This window comes from Kitasatospora sp. NPDC004289 (assembly GCF_053602875.1).
In genome coordinates, this window is sequence record NZ_JBSGEL010000001.1 from 169894 (window position 1) to 187322 (window position 17429).

General features: G+C 72.0%; 17 protein-coding genes. 14 read left to right on the plus strand and 3 right to left on the minus strand.

Annotated elements, in window-relative coordinates:
• The first annotated feature begins 70 nt into the window (after window positions 1-70).
• Window positions 71-709, plus strand: a complete 639-nt coding sequence (locus tag ACWEPF_RS00755) for a ScbR family autoregulator-binding transcription factor (RefSeq protein WP_345287182.1) — start codon at window positions 71-73, stop codon at window positions 707-709.
• Window positions 710-763: 54 nt separating this feature from the next.
• On the opposite strand, the gene ACWEPF_RS00760 is transcribed toward ACWEPF_RS00755, so the two are convergent.
• The gene (locus ACWEPF_RS00760; protein WP_452170848.1) at window positions 764-1465 is read right to left on the minus strand and encodes a ScbR family autoregulator-binding transcription factor; all 702 of its coding nucleotides are present in this window, start codon (window positions 1463-1465) and stop codon (window positions 764-766) included.
• A 276-nt stretch (window positions 1466-1741) separates the two neighbouring features.
• Between ACWEPF_RS00760 and ACWEPF_RS00765 the strand changes: the two genes are divergently transcribed.
• The gene (locus tag ACWEPF_RS00765; protein ID WP_345287178.1) at window positions 1742-2956 is read left to right on the plus strand and encodes an IS701 family transposase; all 1215 of its coding nucleotides are present in this window, start codon (window positions 1742-1744) and stop codon (window positions 2954-2956) included.
• Between the two features lie 125 nt (window positions 2957-3081).
• Here the strand turns inward: ACWEPF_RS00765 and ACWEPF_RS00770 are convergent, their stop codons facing one another.
• Window positions 3082-3957: a shikimate dehydrogenase gene (locus ACWEPF_RS00770; RefSeq protein WP_345287176.1), complete on the minus strand. Its 876-nt coding sequence runs from the start codon at window positions 3955-3957 to the stop codon at window positions 3082-3084.
• Window positions 3958-4300: 343 nt separating this feature from the next.
• Between ACWEPF_RS00770 and ACWEPF_RS00775 the strand changes: the two genes are divergently transcribed.
• The 11 genes from ACWEPF_RS00775 (at window position 4301) to ACWEPF_RS00825 (ending at window position 15173) form a co-directional block, all read left to right on the plus strand.
• Window positions 4301-5779: a multicopper oxidase family protein gene (locus tag ACWEPF_RS00775; protein WP_452170849.1), complete on the plus strand. Its 1479-nt coding sequence runs from the start codon at window positions 4301-4303 to the stop codon at window positions 5777-5779.
• A 202-nt stretch (window positions 5780-5981) separates the two neighbouring features.
• The gene (wrbA, locus tag ACWEPF_RS00780) at window positions 5982-6599 is read left to right on the plus strand and encodes an NAD(P)H:quinone oxidoreductase (RefSeq protein WP_452170850.1); all 618 of its coding nucleotides are present in this window, start codon (window positions 5982-5984) and stop codon (window positions 6597-6599) included.
• A 171-nt stretch (window positions 6600-6770) separates the two neighbouring features.
• Window positions 6771-7256 carry an AtaL-like protein gene (locus ACWEPF_RS00785; protein WP_452170851.1) on the plus strand — a complete coding sequence of 162 codons (486 nt, stop codon included), beginning with the start codon at window positions 6771-6773 and terminating at the stop codon, window positions 7254-7256.
• Between the two features lie 35 nt (window positions 7257-7291).
• Entirely contained in the window at window positions 7292-8053 is a 762-nt protein-coding gene (locus tag ACWEPF_RS00790) for a glucose 1-dehydrogenase (protein WP_345287166.1), read from the plus strand.
• On the plus strand, window positions 8053-9234 hold the full coding sequence (locus tag ACWEPF_RS00795; RefSeq protein ID WP_452170852.1) for a transaldolase family protein: 1182 nt from the start codon (window positions 8053-8055) through the stop codon (window positions 9232-9234). The genes ACWEPF_RS00790 and ACWEPF_RS00795 overlap by 1 nt, the downstream gene beginning before the upstream one ends.
• An 86-nt stretch (window positions 9235-9320) precedes the next feature.
• Complete coding sequence (locus tag ACWEPF_RS00800) at window positions 9321-10550, plus strand: 3-hydroxybenzoate 6-monooxygenase (RefSeq protein WP_345287162.1); 1230 nt, start codon at window positions 9321-9323, stop codon at window positions 10548-10550.
• A gap of 2 nt (window positions 10551-10552) precedes the next feature.
• Complete coding sequence (gene aroC / locus ACWEPF_RS00805) at window positions 10553-11737, plus strand: chorismate synthase (protein WP_452170939.1); 1185 nt, start codon at window positions 10553-10555, stop codon at window positions 11735-11737.
• 123 nt (window positions 11738-11860) lie between these two features.
• Window positions 11861-12943: a CE1758 family FMN-dependent luciferase-like monooxygenase gene (locus ACWEPF_RS00810; RefSeq protein ID WP_452170853.1), complete on the plus strand. Its 1083-nt coding sequence runs from the start codon at window positions 11861-11863 to the stop codon at window positions 12941-12943.
• Window positions 12940-13554, plus strand: a complete 615-nt coding sequence (locus ACWEPF_RS00815; protein ID WP_452170854.1) for a CE1759 family FMN reductase — start codon at window positions 12940-12942, stop codon at window positions 13552-13554. Before ACWEPF_RS00810 ends, ACWEPF_RS00815 begins: the two co-directional genes overlap by 4 nt.
• Window positions 13555-13599: 45 nt before the next feature.
• The gene (locus ACWEPF_RS00820) at window positions 13600-14541 is read left to right on the plus strand and encodes a glutathione S-transferase family protein (protein WP_452170855.1); all 942 of its coding nucleotides are present in this window, start codon (window positions 13600-13602) and stop codon (window positions 14539-14541) included.
• Window positions 14542-14843: 302 nt separating this feature from the next.
• Window positions 14844-15173 carry a hypothetical protein gene (locus ACWEPF_RS00825; RefSeq protein WP_345287155.1) on the plus strand — a complete coding sequence of 110 codons (330 nt, stop codon included), beginning with the start codon at window positions 14844-14846 and terminating at the stop codon, window positions 15171-15173.
• 142 nt (window positions 15174-15315) lie between these two features.
• Here the strand turns inward: ACWEPF_RS00825 and ACWEPF_RS00830 are convergent, their stop codons facing one another.
• A complete protein-coding gene (locus ACWEPF_RS00830) occupies window positions 15316-16254 on the minus strand; it encodes an EamA family transporter (protein WP_452170856.1) in 939 nt (312 codons plus the stop codon).
• Window positions 16255-16375: 121 nt separating this feature from the next.
• Here ACWEPF_RS00830 and ACWEPF_RS00835 point away from each other — a divergent pair, with 121 nt between their 5' ends.
• Window positions 16376-17341, plus strand: a complete 966-nt coding sequence (locus ACWEPF_RS00835) for a DUF1906 domain-containing protein (RefSeq protein ID WP_452170857.1) — start codon at window positions 16376-16378, stop codon at window positions 17339-17341.
• Window positions 17342-17429: the final 88 nt, after the last annotated feature.

The following is a 17429-nucleotide window of genomic DNA, read 5'->3' on the forward strand; positions in this document are numbered from 1 at the left end:
ACCTCGAACTCCGACAGCAGTTCAATGCCTGTCATGAACGGATCAAAGCAAGACGGGAGAGAGCCAGCCCATGGCACAGCAGGAACGGGCGGTCCAGACCAGGAGGAGCATCCTGCTCGGCGCGGCCCAGGTGTTCGACGAGTACGGATATGACGCCGCCTCGATCAAGGAGATCCTGGTCAGGGCCCAGGTGACGAAGGGCGCCCTCTACTTCCACTTTCCGTCGAAGGAGGAGTTGGCCCGGGGCGTGCTCCAGGAACAGACCGTCTATCTGGACATTCCGGAGAACGTCTCGAAGCTCCAGGAATTGATCGACCTGACGATGGCGGTGGCTCACATGCTTCCCGTCTCGCCGCTGCTGCGGGCCGGCCTGCGGCTGGCCATGGAGCGGGGTTCGGTCGACTTCTCGGACAGCAATCCGCTACTGGCCTGGGCCGGGGTGTGCGGGGGTCTGCTGGAGAAGGCGAAGGGGCTGGGGGAGGTGCTGGCGCAGGTGGACGCCAAGGAGACGGCCGAAATGCTGGTCGCCAGCTTCGCCGGGGTGCAGACCTTCTCCCAGGCGGCCACCAACCTGGCCGACATGGAGGAGCGGGTCTCGGTGCTCTGGCGGCACCTGTTGCCGACCATCGCACTGCCGGCCACCCTGGTGCGGCTCGACGCGGCATCCGGCCGGGGGGCCAGGGTGCTGGCGATGGCCGGCCAGGACTGAGCACGGGGCGGCGTCGGGAAGGCGGAGGGGCAGACACTCCGTCGGAACGGCACGTCAGCGGGCCGAGTGGCCTGCCCGCCCCGCGACGGAGGCCGCGATCGGTTCGCCGATCGGATCCCCGGCCGGAACGTCCACGGAGGGACGGGGCGAGGTGCGGATGTCGTCCAGCTGGTCCGCGGGGACCAGCAGCGGGAGCACGGCCTGCCAGAGCCGGGTGATCACCTTGGGCTCCAGCCAGTCCCGGTCGCGCCGGGCGATGATCTCCACCCCCGCGGTGGCGGCGGCGAGCAGCCCGGCCGCCTCCTCGACCCCGGCCTCGGGGTGCATGCGGCCCGCCGAGGCGCTGCGGGAGAGCTGACGGGTGATCAGGCGGATCCAGGCCGGATGGGGGTTCGGTCGCTGCTGCTCGGCCAGCCCGTTGTCGTCGGTGAGCCGCAGGCCGGCCCGGAAGACGATGTCGGTGGCCAGCAGGTGCGCCAGGCCGTGGCTGAGGTCGATCAGGTACTGCAGCGGACAGCCGCCCGAACGCCGGGCCCGGCGGACGACCTCACGGAGTCCGTGCCGCGACTCGGCCATGACCGCCTCGGCGAGCAACTCCTTGGAGCCGAAGTGGAAGTAGAGCGCTCCCTTGGAGATCCCGGTCGGCCGGGTCACGTCGTTCAGGCCGGTCATCGCGAAGCCCACCTGGTCGAACGAGGCGGCTGCTGCCCTGATCAGGACCATGCGGGTGCGTTCGGCGCGTTCCTGACGGGCCATCAAGGCTCCTCCCTGGTGGCGCCGGTGGCCCCGCGCGAAGCCCCGGTTTGCTGAGTGTTCATCTTCCGGAGTAGCGTAACAAACCGCTTACCCGGTATTTCTAAGGTCTGTCATGTTTCCTCTGGTGACCTTGCGCTGGCGGTGCGTAAGATGACGGAGTCAGCAAAACCAACCAGTCGGTTCTGTACTGTATCCATCACCAGCATCTGCTGTCTGGCTGCGCGGCGCCGCCCGGCGCCCCACCGGACGGTGACCACGGAGGAGGGGACGGGGGCTGTGGAAGGTGTTAGCGAGAAGAACGTTCCTGAGCACATCTGGGGTGACGTGGCGGACGACTTCGTCACGGAGTTCTCCCGCCGGATGCTGGCTTCGCTGAAGCGTCGCGACCAGCGTGCCCGCGGGGAGTGGTACATCTCGGGCTTACTGTCGGTGCAGGGCCGCAAGTCCATGCGGGCCCTGGCGGCGGTGGCCGGGTACGGAGCCGCAGAGCAGAGCCTGCACCACTTCATCAGCGACTCGTCCTGGCGGTGGGGGCCGGTCCGCCAGGCGCTGGCCAAGCACCTGGACCGGGTGCTGCTGCCGCAGGCCTGGGTGCTCAACTCGATGGCCATTCCCAAGGCCGGCGAGCACTCGGTCGGGGTCGAGGAGTCCTTCCGGACCGAGCTCGGACGGGTCGTCAACAGCCAGCAGGCGTACGGGGTGTGGCTCGCCAGCGAGGACATGAGCGCACCGGTCAACTGGGGCCTGGTGCTGCCGGCCGACTGGCTGGCCAACGAGGAGCGGCGCAAGCGCGCGAAGATCCCGGACGAGGTCTCGGCCACCACCCCGGAGCTCTGTGCCGTCAACAGCGTGGTCGAACTGGCCGCTCCCGACTGGGGGTTGCGCCGTCGCCCGGCGGTGCTGGACGCCCGCGAGCTGGACGCCGCCACCCTGGTCGAGGAGTTCTGCCGGCGCGGGGTCCCGTTCGTGATGCGGGTGAGCGGGTCGACCAGGCTGGTCGGCTTCGACGGCAGCCTGCCGGGACGCGGCGAACGGGTCTTCCAGGCCCAGCAGTTGATCGAGTGGGCGAAGCGGTTCTCCCGGCCGGTGGGCTGGGTGGACCCGGACTACTCGATCACCCGCTCGATCCTGGTCAGCGGGACCAGGGTGACCATGCCGACGGTCCGGCGCCCCGGCATGATGGTGCCGCCGGAGCGCGCGCTGGCCCTGGTCGGCGGCTGGTCGGGCTCCAAGGGCAAGCCCGCCGAGCTCTGGCTCTCCAACCTGGTGGACGTGCCGCCGGTCGCACTGCTGCGGCTGGGCCGGCTCACCCGGCGGGTCGCCAAGGACTTCGCCGAGGTCTCCGGCCGGGTCGGGATGCGGGACTTCGAGGGACGCTCCTACGCCGGCTGGCACCGGCACGCCACCCTGTGCTCGGTGGCCCACGCGATCTCGGTGCTCTCCACCGCGCGGCGCCAGGGCTTCGACAAGTCGCAGGAGCTGTCGGCCTGATGGCGGTCCGGGGGCGGGAGACGGCGACGGGCGGGGTGGCCTGCGCACGGTCGTGCGACGGCCACCCCGCCCGACGGACCGTCCGGGCCTCCCGGGAGCGGGTCGGCCCGGACGGGCGGGGTGGGTCAGTCCGCGCGGCGGAGCAGCTCCTCCTGGGCCGCGCGGCGGAGCGCCGCGATCGGCACGTCGCTCCGGCCGGTGAGCAGCTCCAGCTGACGGGCGGCCTGGTGGACCGCGAAGGAGACGCCGTCCACGACGGTGGAGCCCGCGAAGCCGGCCGCCTTGACCAGCCTGGTCGGCCAGGCCGAGGTGACGACGTCGAAGACGGCGGCCCGGGAGTGCATCACGGCGGCGGCGAAGGTGTCGGCGGCCCCGGCGGGCAGGGTGGAGATCACCAGGCCGGCCCCGGGCAGCAGGGCCTCCAGGCCGCCGAAGGTGTGCACGTCCACGGCGATGCCCAGGCGGCCGGCCGCGGCGGTGGCCTCGGTCGCGCGGCTGCGGTCGCGGACCACCACCGAGGGCTCCAGCACGCCGAGTTCGCGCAGGGCGGCCAGCGCGGAGCAGGCCGTGGCACCGCCGCCGAGCACCACCGCCGAGCCGGGTGAGGTGACCCCGGCCTCGCGCAGCGCGGTCAGCATGCCGTAGACGTCGGTGGTCTCCCCGTGGCTGCGGCCGCGGCGGAACACCACGGTGTTCACCCCGCCGACGTCCAGCCCGAGGTCGGAGACCTCGTCGATCAGCGGCAGCACCGAGCGCTTGAGCGGCATGCCGAGCGCGAAGCCGGCCCAGCCGCTCTCCAGGCCGGCCAGCACGCCGGGGAGTTCGGTCTCGTCGCACTCGATGTTCTGGTACGACCAGTCCAGGCCCATGGCGGTCAGCCCGGCTCGGTGCAGCGCCGCGGTGATCGACTGGCCGACGGGTGAGCCGAGCACCGCGGTGCGTCGGGCGGCCTGGCGGGGCGGCGTGCTGCTCTCCAGCACGGGGGGCTGTTCGATGCGCATCGTCGTGCTCCTTTCGCCAGGGGGAACGGCCTACCGGACGGGCAGGTTCCACTCACTGTCCCGGTTACCGCCCAGCTTAGGTAGCCGTGGGCCGGAAGCGGGTGGGCCGCCTGACACAGAGTCACGTTCGGGGATGACCTGACGGCTTTTGACTCCCACTCCGTCACGCACCGTTGATTGTCATGCTCACCATGCCATTTTGCCTGTCAATCAAGCAGCTGACATGGTCTCGAACCTGCGTTTGATAGGTCGTACGGAGAATCCGCACGCTTCCCAGTGGATGATCGAACTGGTCGTCCGAGCCTAGTCGACGCGCCGTCGACGCAACGGGAACGGGGAACCGATGCTGTCACGTAGGAACGCGCTCAAGGCCGGAGTGATCACCACGGGGGTGGTCGGGGCGGCCGGACTGGCCAGCCCGGTGCTCGGCTCGCGGGCCGCCGAGGCCGCCGAGCCGGGGGCGGGCGCGGTGCCCGGTGCGATCGGGGCGCCGGCGGTGATCCCGCAGTTCGCGGTCCCGCTCACGGTGCCGCCGGTGCTCTCGCCGCTGCTCTCCAGCGGCACCACCGACTACTACCTGGTCACCATGAAGAAGGTGCTCAAGGAGGTCGTGCCCGGAAAGCAGACCGAGTTCTACGGCTACAACGGCCTGGTGCCCGGCCCGACCGTCAGGGCCAGACGCGGCACCCGGGTGGTGGTCCGTCAGACCAACCAGCTGGACGTGCCGGTCTCGGTGCACCTGCACGGCGCCGACGTCCCGATGGACAGCGACGGCTCGCCGATGGACACCATCGCCCCCGGGGCCAGCAAGGTGTACACCTACCCGAACAACCAGCGGGCCACGACGCTCTGGACGCACGACCACGCGCACCACTTCGAGTCGGAGAACGTCTACCGCGGGCTCTCCTCGGTCTACGTGATCAACGACGACGCCGAGCAGGCGCTCGGCCTGCCCTCCGGTGCCTACGACGTGCCGCTGGTGATCCGGGACGGCCGCTACGACGAGAACGGCCAACTCGTCTACATCATGGACGACTTCATGAACCGCACCACCATCACGGTGAACGGTTCGCCGTGGCCGTACTTCCGGGTGGCGGCCCGCAAGTACCGCTTCCGGATCGTCAACTCGGCCAACGTCCGCTTCCTCCGGCTCAACCTCTCCGACGGCAGCGCCTTCACCCAGATCGGCTCGGACGGCGGCCTGCTGGAGCGGCCGAACGTGACCCCGGTGCTGGCGGTCTCGCCCGGGGAGCGGGCCGACGTCGTGATCGACTTCTCGCGCTACCCGGTCGGTACCCAGCTGGTGCTGCAGAACGCCCTCGGGCCCGGCCCGGCCGACCAGGTCGGGAAGGTCATGCGCTTCGACGTGGTCAGGACCGCCGCCGACGGCTCCACCGTGCCGGACCGGCTGACCACCCTGCCGACCCCGCCGCCCGCCACCGCGAACCGCGGCTTCGAGCTGCGGATGGACGAGGACGGCCGGCCCGACCCGCGGGCGACCGTCAACGGGCAGACCTACGACCCGGCCCGGATCGACGTGCGGATCCCCTGGGGCTCGACCGAGGTCTGGACCGTCAGCAACACCAACACCCGCGCCCCGCACAACTTCCATGTGCACCTGGTGCAGTTCCGCGTCCTGGAGCGCAACGGCACACCGCCGGCCGCGGCCGAGGCCGGGCTCAAGGACACCGTCCAGGTGCTGGCGGGGGAGACGGTCAAGCTGCTGGTCACCTTCAACAGCTACCGCGGCGTCTTCCCCTACCACTGCCACATGTTCGACCACGGAGCGATGGGGATGATGGGGCAGATGGAGATCTACTGACACCTCCGGGAATCTGCCGGAGGACTTCCGCGGAACCGGACGGACTGACGGACCGGGCCACCGTCAGTGCCAAGTCGCCACGAGGTGATGGAGTGGGCCGCTCACGGTTGCCGGTCGGTGCGCCCGAGCGGGAGAGTCGTGCGCGTCGGGGGAGGCCCCGGCCGCCCCGCACGACGGACCCACCGGGAATGGAGTAGCGACCGTGACCAACGTCGCCATCATCTACTACTCGTCCACCGGCCACGTTCACAAGCTGGCCGAGGAGGCCGCCTCGGCCGCGGCGAAGGCGGGGGCCGAGGTCCGGCTGCGCAAGGTCGCCGAGCTCGCCCCGGCCGCCGTGGTCGCCGCGAAGCAGGAGTGGGCGGACCACCACGAGGCGACCAAGGACGTGCCCGTGGCCACCCTGGCCGACCTGGAGTGGGCCGACGCGATCCTGTTCGGCACCCCGACCCGCTTCGGCCTGCCGGCCGCCCAGCTCAAGCAGTTCATCGACACCACGGGCGGCCTGTGGTTCCAGGGCAAGCTGGTGAACAAGGTGGTCTCCTCCTTCACCTCCACCTCCACCCTGCACGGCGGCCAGGAGAGCACCCTGCTGGCGCTGAACAACACCTTCTACCACTGGGGCGCCGTCATCGTCCCGCCCGGCTACACCCACGAGGTGCAGTTCGCGCCGACCAACGGCAACCCGTACGGCACCAGCCACGTGTCGAACAACGGCGTGGGCACCCCGAACGACGAGAACCTGGCCGCGATCGGCCACCAGGCCCGTCGCACGGTCCAGATCGCCGCAGCCCTGAAGGTCGGCCTCGCGGCGTCCTGACGGACCGTCACCACCCGGCAGCGCAGCGGATGCGGAATTCCCGTAATCGCTGCGCTGCCCGCTTTTCGGGCAGCTGACGAAGTCAGGGGACCCTCATTGCCGCAGTCCAGAGGGCTGGCCCAGAGTTCTCGAAAGGAGAACGGTTCGAATTACCCGGCGAAGGGGCAGCGGATGTCGACGGTGACGATCTCCTGGACGGTACCGGTCGATTCCGGGACGACGTCCGGGCCAGCACGGATGGACGCGCACGGGCTGTGGAGCCAGTTGATGGCCAAGGCCGAGAATCCCGTCCCCTACGTTCCCGCGATCACCGAGTGCACCGTACTCGACCGCTTTCCCGGCGGATTCCACCGGAGCATCGTCCGGGACGGCCGCACCGTGTTCCAGCGCATCGAGATAGAGCCCGGTGACGAGATCGTCTACCGCCAGCCCGGCGACCCGGAGATCCAGGCGATCAGCAACCGGATCGACCGCACCGAGGACGGCTCGCTGGCGCTGACCATCTCGGTGGACCTGGCTCCCGAGGGGGTCGAGCGAGCCGTCCGGGAGAGCAGGTTCCTGGAAGCCGCGGACGCCTACTTCACCGATGCGCTGCGTGCCGCGATCGACGAGATCAGGACCACCGTCGGGACCGTCGAGCTGATCAACGCCGCCTGAACGACCGGTACTTGCACATCCACAGGAGGAACCTGATGACCGCACGATTCGACGGCAAGGTCGCCCTGGTCACCGGTGGCGGGTCCGGCATCGGCCGTGCCACCGCGCTGGCCTTCGCCCGGGAGGGCGCCACCGTGATGGTGGCCGGCCGCGAGCCGAGCGAGCTGCGGGAGACCGTGGCCCTGATCGAGGAGGCGGGCGGCAAGGCCGACTGCATCCGCGCCGACGTCACGCACGGCATGGACGTCATCAAGCTGGTGCAGTCCACCGTGGATCGGCACGGCGGCCTGCACATCGCCTTCAACAACGCCGGTGTGATGGGCCGTCCGAGCCCGCTCGCCGAGGTCTGCGAGGCGGTCTGGGGCGACATCCTGTCCACCAACCTCACCGGTGCGTGGCTGCTGATGAAGCACGAGATCGCCCACATGCGCGAGCACGGCGGCGGCGTCATCGTGAACACCGCGGCCAACATCGGCATCCACGGCCGGATCCCCGGCTTCGGCGCCTTCGCCGCCTCGAAGGCCGCGCTCTCCACCCTGACCCGGACCGCCGCCCGCGAGTACATCAAGGAGGGCATCCGGATCAACGCGATCAGCCCCGGCACGGTCGACACCGACCAGGGCCGCCGCTACAACGAGACCGAGGAGCAGCGGGACGAGCGGGTCCGCAACGGCGTCCCGATCGGCCGGGTCGCCCGGACCGAGGAGATCGCCGACACCGTGCTCTGGCTCTCCGGCGACGAGTCCAGCTTCGTGGTCGGCCACGACCTGGTGCTCGACGGCGGGGCCACCGCCTGATGACGGGCATCCTGCGGCGGCTCTCCGAGGAGGGCGTCTCGCTCTGGTTGGACGGCCTCGGCCGCGACCGGCTGGCCGACGGGGGCCTGGCCGCCCTGGTCGGCGACCGGTCCGTGGCCGGGGCGCTCGCCGCGCCCGGGACGGGCCCGGCGTACCACCAGCAGCTGGCCGAACTGGCCGCCCGGGGTGCCTCCGCTACCGTCGCGCTGCGCGAACTGACGGTCCGTGACCTGCGGCGGGCCTGCGAACTGCTGGACCCGGTCCACCGGTGCACCGCGGGCCTGGACGGTCTGGTCTCGGCCGCCGTCGACCCGGCCTTCGCCCGCGGCACGCTGGCCGCGCTGGCCGAGGCGCGGACCCTGCACCAGGCGGTGGACCGCCCCAACCTGCTGGTCGAACTGCCGGCCACGACCGAGGCGCTGCCCGCCGTCACCCGCTGCCTGGCCGAGGGGATCGGCGTGCACGTCTCGCTGGTGCTCTCGCCCGAGCGGTACGGCCAGGTGCTGGAGGCCTTCGTGACCGGCCTGGAGCTGGCCGCCGAGCAGGGCCGGGACGTCTCCCGGATCAACTCGGTGGCCGAGGTGCCGGTCGGTCTGCTGGACGCGGTGGTGGACCACGCGCTGGAGGCGGTCGGCACCGAGGAGGCCAAGGCCTTCCGGGGCCAGGCCGGCCCGGCGCTGGCCCGGATCGCCTACCGGCGCTACGAGCGGGAGTTCGGCTCGGAGCGCTGGACGGTGCTGGCCGCGCTCGGCGCCCGGCCGCAGCGCCTGCTCTGGTCCCGCACCGAGATGCGGGAGCCCTCCGGGCGGCGCGGCACCCGGTACGTGGACGAGCTGGTCGCGCCCAACTCGGTGACCGCGGTCACCGAGGCGACCCTGGCCGAGGTCCGCGACCACGGCCGGCCGGCCCCGGCCCAGCGGTTCTCCGCCGGGTACGCCGACGCCGAGCGGGTGCTGGGCTACCTGGAGTGGTTCGGCCTCGACCTGGTCGGGCTGCTCACCGAACTGGAGCGGGAGGCCCTGGCCGGGCTGCGCCGGACCCGGACCGAACTCCTGGAGTCGGTACTGGCACGGCTCACCGAGTTCAGGGCCTCCCACGCCCGGACCGCCGGGCCCGGGGCCGGTCCTGACGGGGCGTCCGAGAAGGCCGTCGGCCACCGGGCCGCCGAGGCGAACCGATGACCCCGCCCACCCCCTCCCGGCTGTCGGTCCCCGACCGGGATCAGACGGACCACCGACCCGACCAACCCGAAAGGCAGAACAGCCAGATGGCGAAGATCCTGATAGCCGGCGGTGGCATCGGCGGTCTGGCGACCGCGCTGAGCGTCTCCCGCCAGGGGCACCAGGTGGTGGTGCTGGAGGCCCGTGACACCTTCACCGAGCTCGGCGCCGGCATCCAGCTGGGCCCGAACGCCTTCCACGCCCTGGACGTGCTGGGCGTCGGCGACGAGGTCCGCTCCCGCGCCGTGCACATCGACGAGCTGCGCTTCATGGACGGCACCACCTCCGAGCTGGTGGCCACCATGCCGCTGACCGGCGAGTACCGGGAGCGCTTCGGCAACCCGTACGCGGTGGTGCACCGGATCGACATCTACGCCCCGCTGCTGGACGCGGCCCGCGCCTCGGACGCGATCGAGCTGCGCACCGACTCCCAGCTGCTGAGCTACCGTCAGGACGCCGAGGGCGTCACCGCGGTGCTGGCCTCCGGGGAGGAGGTGCGCGGCGAGGCGCTGATCGGCGCCGACGGCATCAACTCCTTCGTCCGCAAGCAGCTGGTCGGCGACGGCTTCCCGAAGGTCTCCGGGCACACCATCTACCGCTCCGTCATCCCGATGGAGAAGGTGCCCGAGGAGCTGCGCTGGAACACCGTGACCCTCTGGGCCGGCCCCAAGTGGCACTTCGTCCACTACCCGATCGGCGGCGGCAAGTACTTCAACCTGGCCGCCACCCGGGACGACGACGCCCAGGAGGCGGTGATCGGTGCCCCGGCCGAGAAGGACTTCGTGCTCAACGAGTTCCCCGACCTGGGCGAGATCCCGCGCCGGCTGCTGGAGCTCGGCGAGGATTGGAAGGCCTGGGTGCTCTGCGACCGCGACCCGGTCGAGAAGTGGACCGACGGCCGGGTGGTGCTGATCGGCGACGCCGCGCACCCGATGCTCCAGTACGCCGCCCAGGGCGCCTGCCAGGCGGTCGAGGACGCGGTGGTGCTCGGCCAGGTGATCGGCACCGAGGCCTGCGAGTTCCCGCAGCGCTTCGAGAAGTTCAACGGCGAGCGCCGCGAGCGCACCGCCGCCACCCAGCTGGTCGCCCGTGAGATGGGCAAGCAGCTGTACCACCCGATCGGCGAGGCCGCCAAGGCCCGCAACGCGCTGCTCGCCTCGCTCACCCCGGAGCAGCTGCACGACAAGGTGCAGTGGCTGCACGGCACCCGGGTCGGTGACGGCACCGTCATCGAGCCGCCGGTGATCGGCCGTCGGGCCGCCGGCGAAGGCCGGTGACCGTGGGCGGGCTGCGCTGGCTGACCGCGGGCGAGTCGCACGGTCCGGCCCTGCTGGCCACCCTGGAGGGCCTGCCGGCCGGCGTGCCGGTGACCACCTCGGCGGTGGCGGACGAGCTGGCCCGCCGTCGGCTCGGCCACGGCCGGGGCGCTCGGATGGCGTTCGAGCGGGACGAGGTCACCCTGCTCGGCGGCGTCCGGCACGGCGAGTCCATCGGGAGCCCGGTGGCGATCATGGTCGGCAACACCGAGTGGCCCAAGTGGGAGCAGGTCATGTCGGCCGACCCGGTCGACCCGGAGGTCCTCGCGGGCCTGGCCCGGAACGAGCCGCTGACCCGGCCCCGACCGGGCCACGCCGACCTGGCGGGCATGCAGAAGTACGGCTTCGACGAGGCGCGGCCGGTGCTGGAGCGGGCCTCGGCCCGGGAGACCGCGGCCCGGGTCGCGCTCGGCGCCGTGGCCAAGTCCTTCCTGCGGGCCGCCGCCGGGATCGAGGTGGTCTCGCACGTGGTCGGTCTCGGCCGGGCGACCGCCCCGTCCTGGCTGTCCCCCAAGCCGGAGGACCAGCCGTACCTGGACGCCGATCCGGTCCGCTGCCTGGACCCGGAGAGCTCGGCCTGGATGATGGACGAGATCGACCGGGCGCACAAGGACGGCGACACTCTGGGCGGCGTGGTCGAGGTGCTGGCGTACGGCCTGCCGGTGGGCCTGGGCTCGCACGTGCACTGGGACCGCCGGCTGGACGCGCGCCTGGCCGCCGCCCTGATGGGCATTCAGGCGATCAAGGGCGTGGAGGTCGGCGACGGCTTCGACCTGGCCCGGCTGCCCGGCTCGCAGGCGCACGACGAGATCGTGCCCACCCCGGCCGGCATCCGCCGGGCCTCGGCCCGGGCGGGCGGGGTGGAGGGCGGCATCTCCACCGGCGAGGCGCTGCGGGTGCGGGCGGCGATGAAGCCGATCGCCACCGTGCCGCACGCGCTGCGCACGGTGGACGTCCGCACCGGCGAGTTCACCCCGGCCCACCACCAGCGCTCGGACGTCTGCGCCGTCCCGGCGGCGGGCATCGTCGCCGAGGCGATGACCGCCCTGGTGCTGGCCGAAGCGGTGCTGGAGAAGTTCGGCGGCGACAGCGTCGCCGAGACGAGCCGCAACGTGCGGGGCTACCTGGACGCGATGGCCATCCGCTGAGCCGCGGGCCCGGCCCGGAGGACGAGCCTCCGGGCCGGGCCCGCGCGGCAGTTGACGAAGTATCGGGCCGGGCTTTCCCGCCCGTTCCCGCGAGCACCCACGATTGTCGGTATGGAGAGAGACATGCAGTTCGGTCTGTTCACCGTCGGCGACCTGACCGCCGATCCGTCCACCGGGCGCCCGCCGACCGAGCAGGAGCGGACCAGGGCGACGGTCGCCATCGCCCGCAAGGTCGAAGAGGTCGGCCTGGACGTCTTCGCCACCGGCGAGCACCACAATCCGCCGTTCGTCACCTCCTCCCCGACCACGCTGCTGGCGTACATCGCCGCGCAGACCGAGCGGATCATCCTCTCCACCTCCACCACGCTGATCACCACCAACGACCCGGTGAAGATCGCCGAGGACTTCGCGGTCCTCCAGCACCTGGCCGACGGCCGGGTGGACCTGATGATGGGCCGCGGCAACACCGGCCCGGTCTACCCGTGGTTCGGCAAGGACATCCGCCAGGGCATCCCGCTGGCGATCGAGAACTACGCGCTGCTGCACAAGCTCTGGCGCGAGGAGGTGGTGGACTGGAAGGGCCGCTTCCGCACCCCGCTGCAGGGCTTCACCGCGGTGCCCCGGCCGCTGGACGGCGTGCCGCCGTTCGTCTGGCACGGCTCGATCCGCAGTCCCGAGATCGCCGAGCAGGCCGCGTACTACGGCGACGGCTTCTTCGCCAACCACATCTTCTGGCCCACCGACCACTTCCGGAAGCTGATCGAGCTCTACCGGACCAGGTACGCGCACTACGGCCACGGCCGCCCCGAGCAGGCCTACGTCGGCCTCGGCGGGCAGGTCTTCATCGGGAAGAGCTCCCAGGACGCGATCAAGGCGTACCGCCCGTACTTCAACAACAGCGGCGTCTACCGCGGCGGGGTGCTGGAGGACTACCTGGAGGCCACCCCGCTCACCGTGGGCAGCCCGCAGCAGGTGATCGAGAAGACCCTGACCTTCCGCGAGCACTTCGGCGACTACCAGCGCCAGCTCTTCCTGATGGACGGCGGCGGTGCCCCGCTGAAGGTGGTGCTGGAGCAGCTGGACCTGCTCGGCGAGCACGTGCTGCCCGAGCTGCGCAAGGAGTTCGCGGTCGGCCGCCCGGTGGACGTGCCGGCCGGGCCGACCCACGAGGCCCGGGTGGCGGCGGCCGGGCGGGCCGGGCGGTGAAGCGCCTGGTGGTCGTCTCGGCCGGGCTGAGCGAGCCCTCCTCCACCCGGCTGCTGGCCGACCGGCTGGCCGAGGCCACCGCCCGCCTGACGCCCGTCGGGGTGCGGGTGGTGGAGCTGCGCGAGCTGGCCGTGGACGTGGCCAAGAACCTGGTCAGCGGATTCCCGACGCCCGCGCTGCGGGAGGTGCAGGAGGCGGTCGCGGCGGCGGACGCCCTGATCGCCGTCACCCCGGTGTTCACCGCCTCGTACAGCGGCCTGTTCAAGTCCTTCTTCGACGTCCTGGAGAACACCGCGCTGACCGGCAAGCCGGTGCTGCTCGGCGCCACCGGCGGCTCCACCCGGCACTCGCTGGCGCTGGAGCACGCGCTGCGTCCGATGTTCGTCTACCTGCGCGCCGTGGTGCTGCCGACGGCGGTGTACGCCGCCTCCTCGGACTGGGGCGCGGGGGTGGAGAGCGGCACCGAGGAGCTGGCCGGCCGGATCGACCGGGGCGGGGCCGAGCTGGCCGCCGCGCTGGGCGTGCCCACCGCGCCGTCATCGCACGCGTCGTCCTCCGAGGACGAACTCGTGCCGTTCGCAGAGCAGTTGGCCGCACTCGGCCTGGAGTGACCGCGCGGCGACGGCGCGGTGACCGCACACCTGGAGGGGACTGGCATGACCACCGAGCAGAGCGAGACCAAGGAGCACGTCCGGGCTCCGCAGCACTTCACCACCCGGCTCACCGCGGACGGCGCGGACGGCGTCAGGGCCGAGGCGGACCGGTACCGACTGGTGGTCAGCCGGGCCTGCCCGTGGGCCCACCGGGTGGTCATCACCCGGGAGTTGATGGGTCTTCAGGACGTCATCTCGCTGGCCGTCACCGACCCGGTCCAGGAGATGATCGAGGGCGAGTACCACTGGGTCTTCACCGAGGAGAACGGCGACGCCGGCGGCGTCGACGAGGTGCTGGGCATCCACGCGCTGCGGGAGGCCTACCTGGCCGCCGAGCCGGACTACACGGGCGGCGTGAGCGTGCCGGGCCTGGTGGACACCAGGACCGGCTTCCTGGTGAACAACGACTTCGCCAACCTCACCCTCGACCTGGGCACGGAGTGGAAGCAGTGGCAGCGCGAGGGCGCTCCCGACCTCTACCCCGAGCACCTGCGGGCGGAGATCGACGCGATCAACGAGATCGTCTACGAGGAGGTCAACACCCAGGTGTACCGGGCGGGCTTCTCGGCCAACCAGGCCTACTACGAGCAGGCGGTGCGGGTGCTCTTCCGCCGGCTGGACGCGTTGGAGGAGCGGCTGCGCGAGCGGCGCTACCTGGTCGGTGACACCCTCACCGAGGCGGACATCCGGCTCTGGACCACGCTGGTGCGCTTCGACGCGGTCTACCACGGCCACTTCAAGTGCAACATCCGGAAGTTGAGCGAGTACCCCGCGCTCTGGGCCTACGCCCGGGACCTGTTCCAGACGCCCGGGTTCGGGGAGACGGTGAACTTCGAGCACATCCGCCGGCACTACTACGCGACCCACGACAACATCAACCCGACCCGGGTGGTGGCGGTCGGCCCGGACCCGGAGCTCTGGCTCACCCCGCACGGCCGGGGATGACGGGCGCGGCGCGCGGCGTGTCGCCGCGCGCCGGGCGGCAGCTCTTCGGAGCTGCCTCCGATCGGGGGAAGTCGCTGGTGGAGGCCGGTGTGCCTGCCCACGAACCGGCCGTCCACGGACTATGCACCGGACCGGCCGGATCACGCTAACGGGCGAAAACCCCTTCAGGTACTGGCACTTTGTCGATTTGTTAAGGAAACCTGTTCCTCGGCGTCGCAGCCCGCAGGAGCTCGTCTGGCCGCGAACTCCCGCACGCAGTACCCGAAGTGCAGTTATCTGTGCGGTTATCTGGAGGCTTCACCATGGTTCGCTCTCGCACCACCCGACTGGTCGGCCTGCTGGCCGGCGCCCCGCTCGCCGCCGGCCTGCTGCTCGCCTGCGCCGGCACCGCGTCGGCCGACAACGGCGCGCTGGCCGGGCAGGGTTCCAACAGCAGCGTGGTGTCCAACGTCGGCAGCGGGAACATCTTCGGAACCGTGAACGGCAACTACAACTCGACCCAGCAGGTGGCCACCGGCTCCGGCGCGTCGAACCAGAACAACAACCTGCAGGCCAAGGACAACACCGGCTTCATCTTCAGCGACCAGGGCAACCGGGACTTCAACTTCGTCTTCGCGCCGGTCTTCCACTGACAGGTCACCGGGCCGGGGTGAGCTGAGCACCCCGACGCCCGGCCTCCCAGGAGTGGGAAGGGTCACTCGCTCCCGAGAGAACGCACCGTGGGCGGTGCCGCATCGCGCGGCACCGCCCACGGGCGCGTCCGGCGCGCGCCGTTCAGTGACGGCTCGTCAGGGTGGCGCCCAGGCTCGCGGCCACCACGCAGGCGATCCCGGCCAGTTGGACCGCTCCGAGCAGCTGGCCGAGCACCAGCAGGCCCATCAGCGCGCTGACCGCCGGCTCCAGGCTCACCAGCACGCTGAACACCCGCTGCGGCATCCGCCGCAGCGCCGTCATCTCCAGCGCGTACGGGATCACCGGCAGCAGCAGCGCCACCCCCGCCGAGGCGGCCAGCAGCAGCCAGGGCGACTCGGCCGAGGAGAGCCCCGACCAGGCCCCGCCGAGCCCGACCGGGGCCAGCAGCACGGCGCCGACCGCCATCGAGACCGCCAGCCCCTGGAAGCCCTGGAAGGCGGCGCCGACCTTGTCGGTCAGCAGGATGTACCCGGCGTAGCAGGCGGCCGCGCCGAAGGCGCAGAGCAGGCCGACCGGGTCCAGTCCGCCGCCGCCGTGCCCGCCGCCCTCGCCGAGCAGGGTGAGCAGCGCCACTCCGCCGCCGGCCAGCAGGGCCCAGAGCAGGTGCGGCAGCCGCCGGGAGAAGGCCAGTGCCACCGCGAGCGGGCCGAGGAACTCGATGGTGGCCGCGGTCCCCATCGGCAGGCGGTCCACCGCGCCGGCGAAGAGCAGCGTCATCCCGGCCGAGGCCGCGCCCAGCAGGGCGGTGGCCCCCAGGTCGCGGGCGCTGCGGCCGCGCAGCCGGGGGCGGGTCAGCGCGAGCAGCAGCACCGCCGCGAAGGTGATCCGCAGGAAGGTGGCGCCGCCCACGCCGAGCTGGCCGAAGAGCGGCTTGGAGAGCGCGATGCCCAGCTGGACGGTGAACATCGCCACCACGCAGAGCAGGGGCGCGGGAACGTGGGCGGTGCGGCCCCCGGACGGGGGAGCGGTGCTGGTGGCAGGGGTGGTGGCCGCGGGGGCGGCGAGGTCGGCGGTGGACATCCAAGGAGTGTGACGTAAGGACCGCAGCCCGGGCAAACCCATGACAGGCCGGGTGCGAACGGGTGAACTTCGCGGCCGGGCGGCTGTTCCGCCTGACGGTTGGCCAGGTATCCCGGTTGTGATGCGCTACCTGGCCCCGGCCGCCCTCACCGTCTCCTCGCTCGTGCTGCTGGTCGCCGCCGAGGGGATGCCCGCCGCCGCCCCCGTCGCCGAGGCCGTGCCCGTCGCGGCGCCGGCCGCCGTGCCCGTCGCCAGCGTGGTCCCGGCCAAGGCCCCCGCCGCCTCCCCCTCCCGCTCGGCCGCCCCCTCGCCGCGGCCCGTGGTGATCCGCGGCACCCGGCTGACGGAGAGCCGCACCCGGCGCTCCCTCGCCCCGGCCGAGATCTTCACCGGCGGCGGCTTCGACGCCTGCACCGCGCCCCCGCTGGAGACCATGCGGGCCTGGAAGCGGGACTCCCCGTACGGCGCGGTGGGCATCTACGTCAGCGGGAGCCAGCGCGGCTGCTCCCAGCCCCGGCTCACCGCCGACTGGGTCCGCGAGGTCCGGGCGATGGGCTGGCGGCTGATCCCCACCCACGTCGGCCTGCAGGCCCCCTGCGCCGCCCTCGGCGGCAAGCCCCGCCGGATCGACCCGGCCGCCGCCGTCCGCCAGGGCAAGGAGGAGGCCGCCGAGGCGGTCGCCGCGCTGCGCGCCCTCGGGCTCGGCCCGGGCAGCCCGGTCTACCTGGACATCGAGTCCTACCCGCGCGGCGACCAGCGCTGTGCCCAGGGCGTGGTGGACTTCACCCTCTCCTGGACCAGGGCCCTGCACGCCGCCGGATACCGCTCCGGCTTCTACTCCAGCACCGACTCCGGCATCGCCGACCTGGCCGCCGCCGCGAAGGCCGGGGCCTCCCCGCTGCCGGACGCGGTCTGGTACGCCCGCTGGGACGACAAGGCCGACACCACCTCCACCACCGCCCTGACCTCCGGCCAGTGGTCCCCGCACGCCCGCGTCCACCAGTACCGCGGCAACACCACCGAGACCCACGGCGGCGCCACCCTCTCGATCGACCACAACAGCGTGGACGCCCCGGTCGCGGCCTGACGACCCGTCGGGGCCGGGGCGTGACCTTCGTCGCTGACGGTCCATTCCCTTGACGACGGAATCCGGGACAAGCAGCATCTCACTACCC

What these genes read in the sequence shown, in the direction of transcription:
- ACWEPF_RS00810 (WP_452170853.1), top strand. Translation starts at nt 11,861, where the DNA reads ATGCAGTTCGGTCTGTTCACCGTCGGCGACCTGACCGCCGATCCGTCC.
- ACWEPF_RS00760 (WP_452170848.1), bottom strand. Translation starts at nt 1,465, where the DNA reads ATGGCCCGTCAGGAACGCGCCGAACGCACCCGCATGGTCCTGATCAGG.
- ACWEPF_RS00820 (WP_452170855.1), top strand. Translation starts at nt 13,600, where the DNA reads ATGACCACCGAGCAGAGCGAGACCAAGGAGCACGTCCGGGCTCCGCAG.
- ACWEPF_RS00800 (WP_345287162.1), top strand. Translation starts at nt 9,321, where the DNA reads ATGGCGAAGATCCTGATAGCCGGCGGTGGCATCGGCGGTCTGGCGACC.
- ACWEPF_RS00835 (WP_452170857.1), top strand. Translation starts at nt 16,376, where the DNA reads ATGCGCTACCTGGCCCCGGCCGCCCTCACCGTCTCCTCGCTCGTGCTG.
- ACWEPF_RS00795 (WP_452170852.1), top strand. Translation starts at nt 8,053, where the DNA reads ATGACGGGCATCCTGCGGCGGCTCTCCGAGGAGGGCGTCTCGCTCTGG.
- ACWEPF_RS00790 (WP_345287166.1), top strand. Translation starts at nt 7,292, where the DNA reads ATGACCGCACGATTCGACGGCAAGGTCGCCCTGGTCACCGGTGGCGGG.
- ACWEPF_RS00785 (WP_452170851.1), top strand. Translation starts at nt 6,771, where the DNA reads ATGTCGACGGTGACGATCTCCTGGACGGTACCGGTCGATTCCGGGACG.
- ACWEPF_RS00830 (WP_452170856.1), bottom strand. Translation starts at nt 16,254, where the DNA reads ATGTCCACCGCCGACCTCGCCGCCCCCGCGGCCACCACCCCTGCCACC.
- ACWEPF_RS00775 (WP_452170849.1), top strand. Translation starts at nt 4,301, where the DNA reads ATGCTGTCACGTAGGAACGCGCTCAAGGCCGGAGTGATCACCACGGGG.
- ACWEPF_RS00755 (WP_345287182.1), top strand. Translation starts at nt 71, where the DNA reads ATGGCACAGCAGGAACGGGCGGTCCAGACCAGGAGGAGCATCCTGCTC.
- ACWEPF_RS00770 (WP_345287176.1), bottom strand. Translation starts at nt 3,957, where the DNA reads ATGCGCATCGAACAGCCCCCCGTGCTGGAGAGCAGCACGCCGCCCCGC.
- ACWEPF_RS00825 (WP_345287155.1), top strand. Translation starts at nt 14,844, where the DNA reads ATGGTTCGCTCTCGCACCACCCGACTGGTCGGCCTGCTGGCCGGCGCC.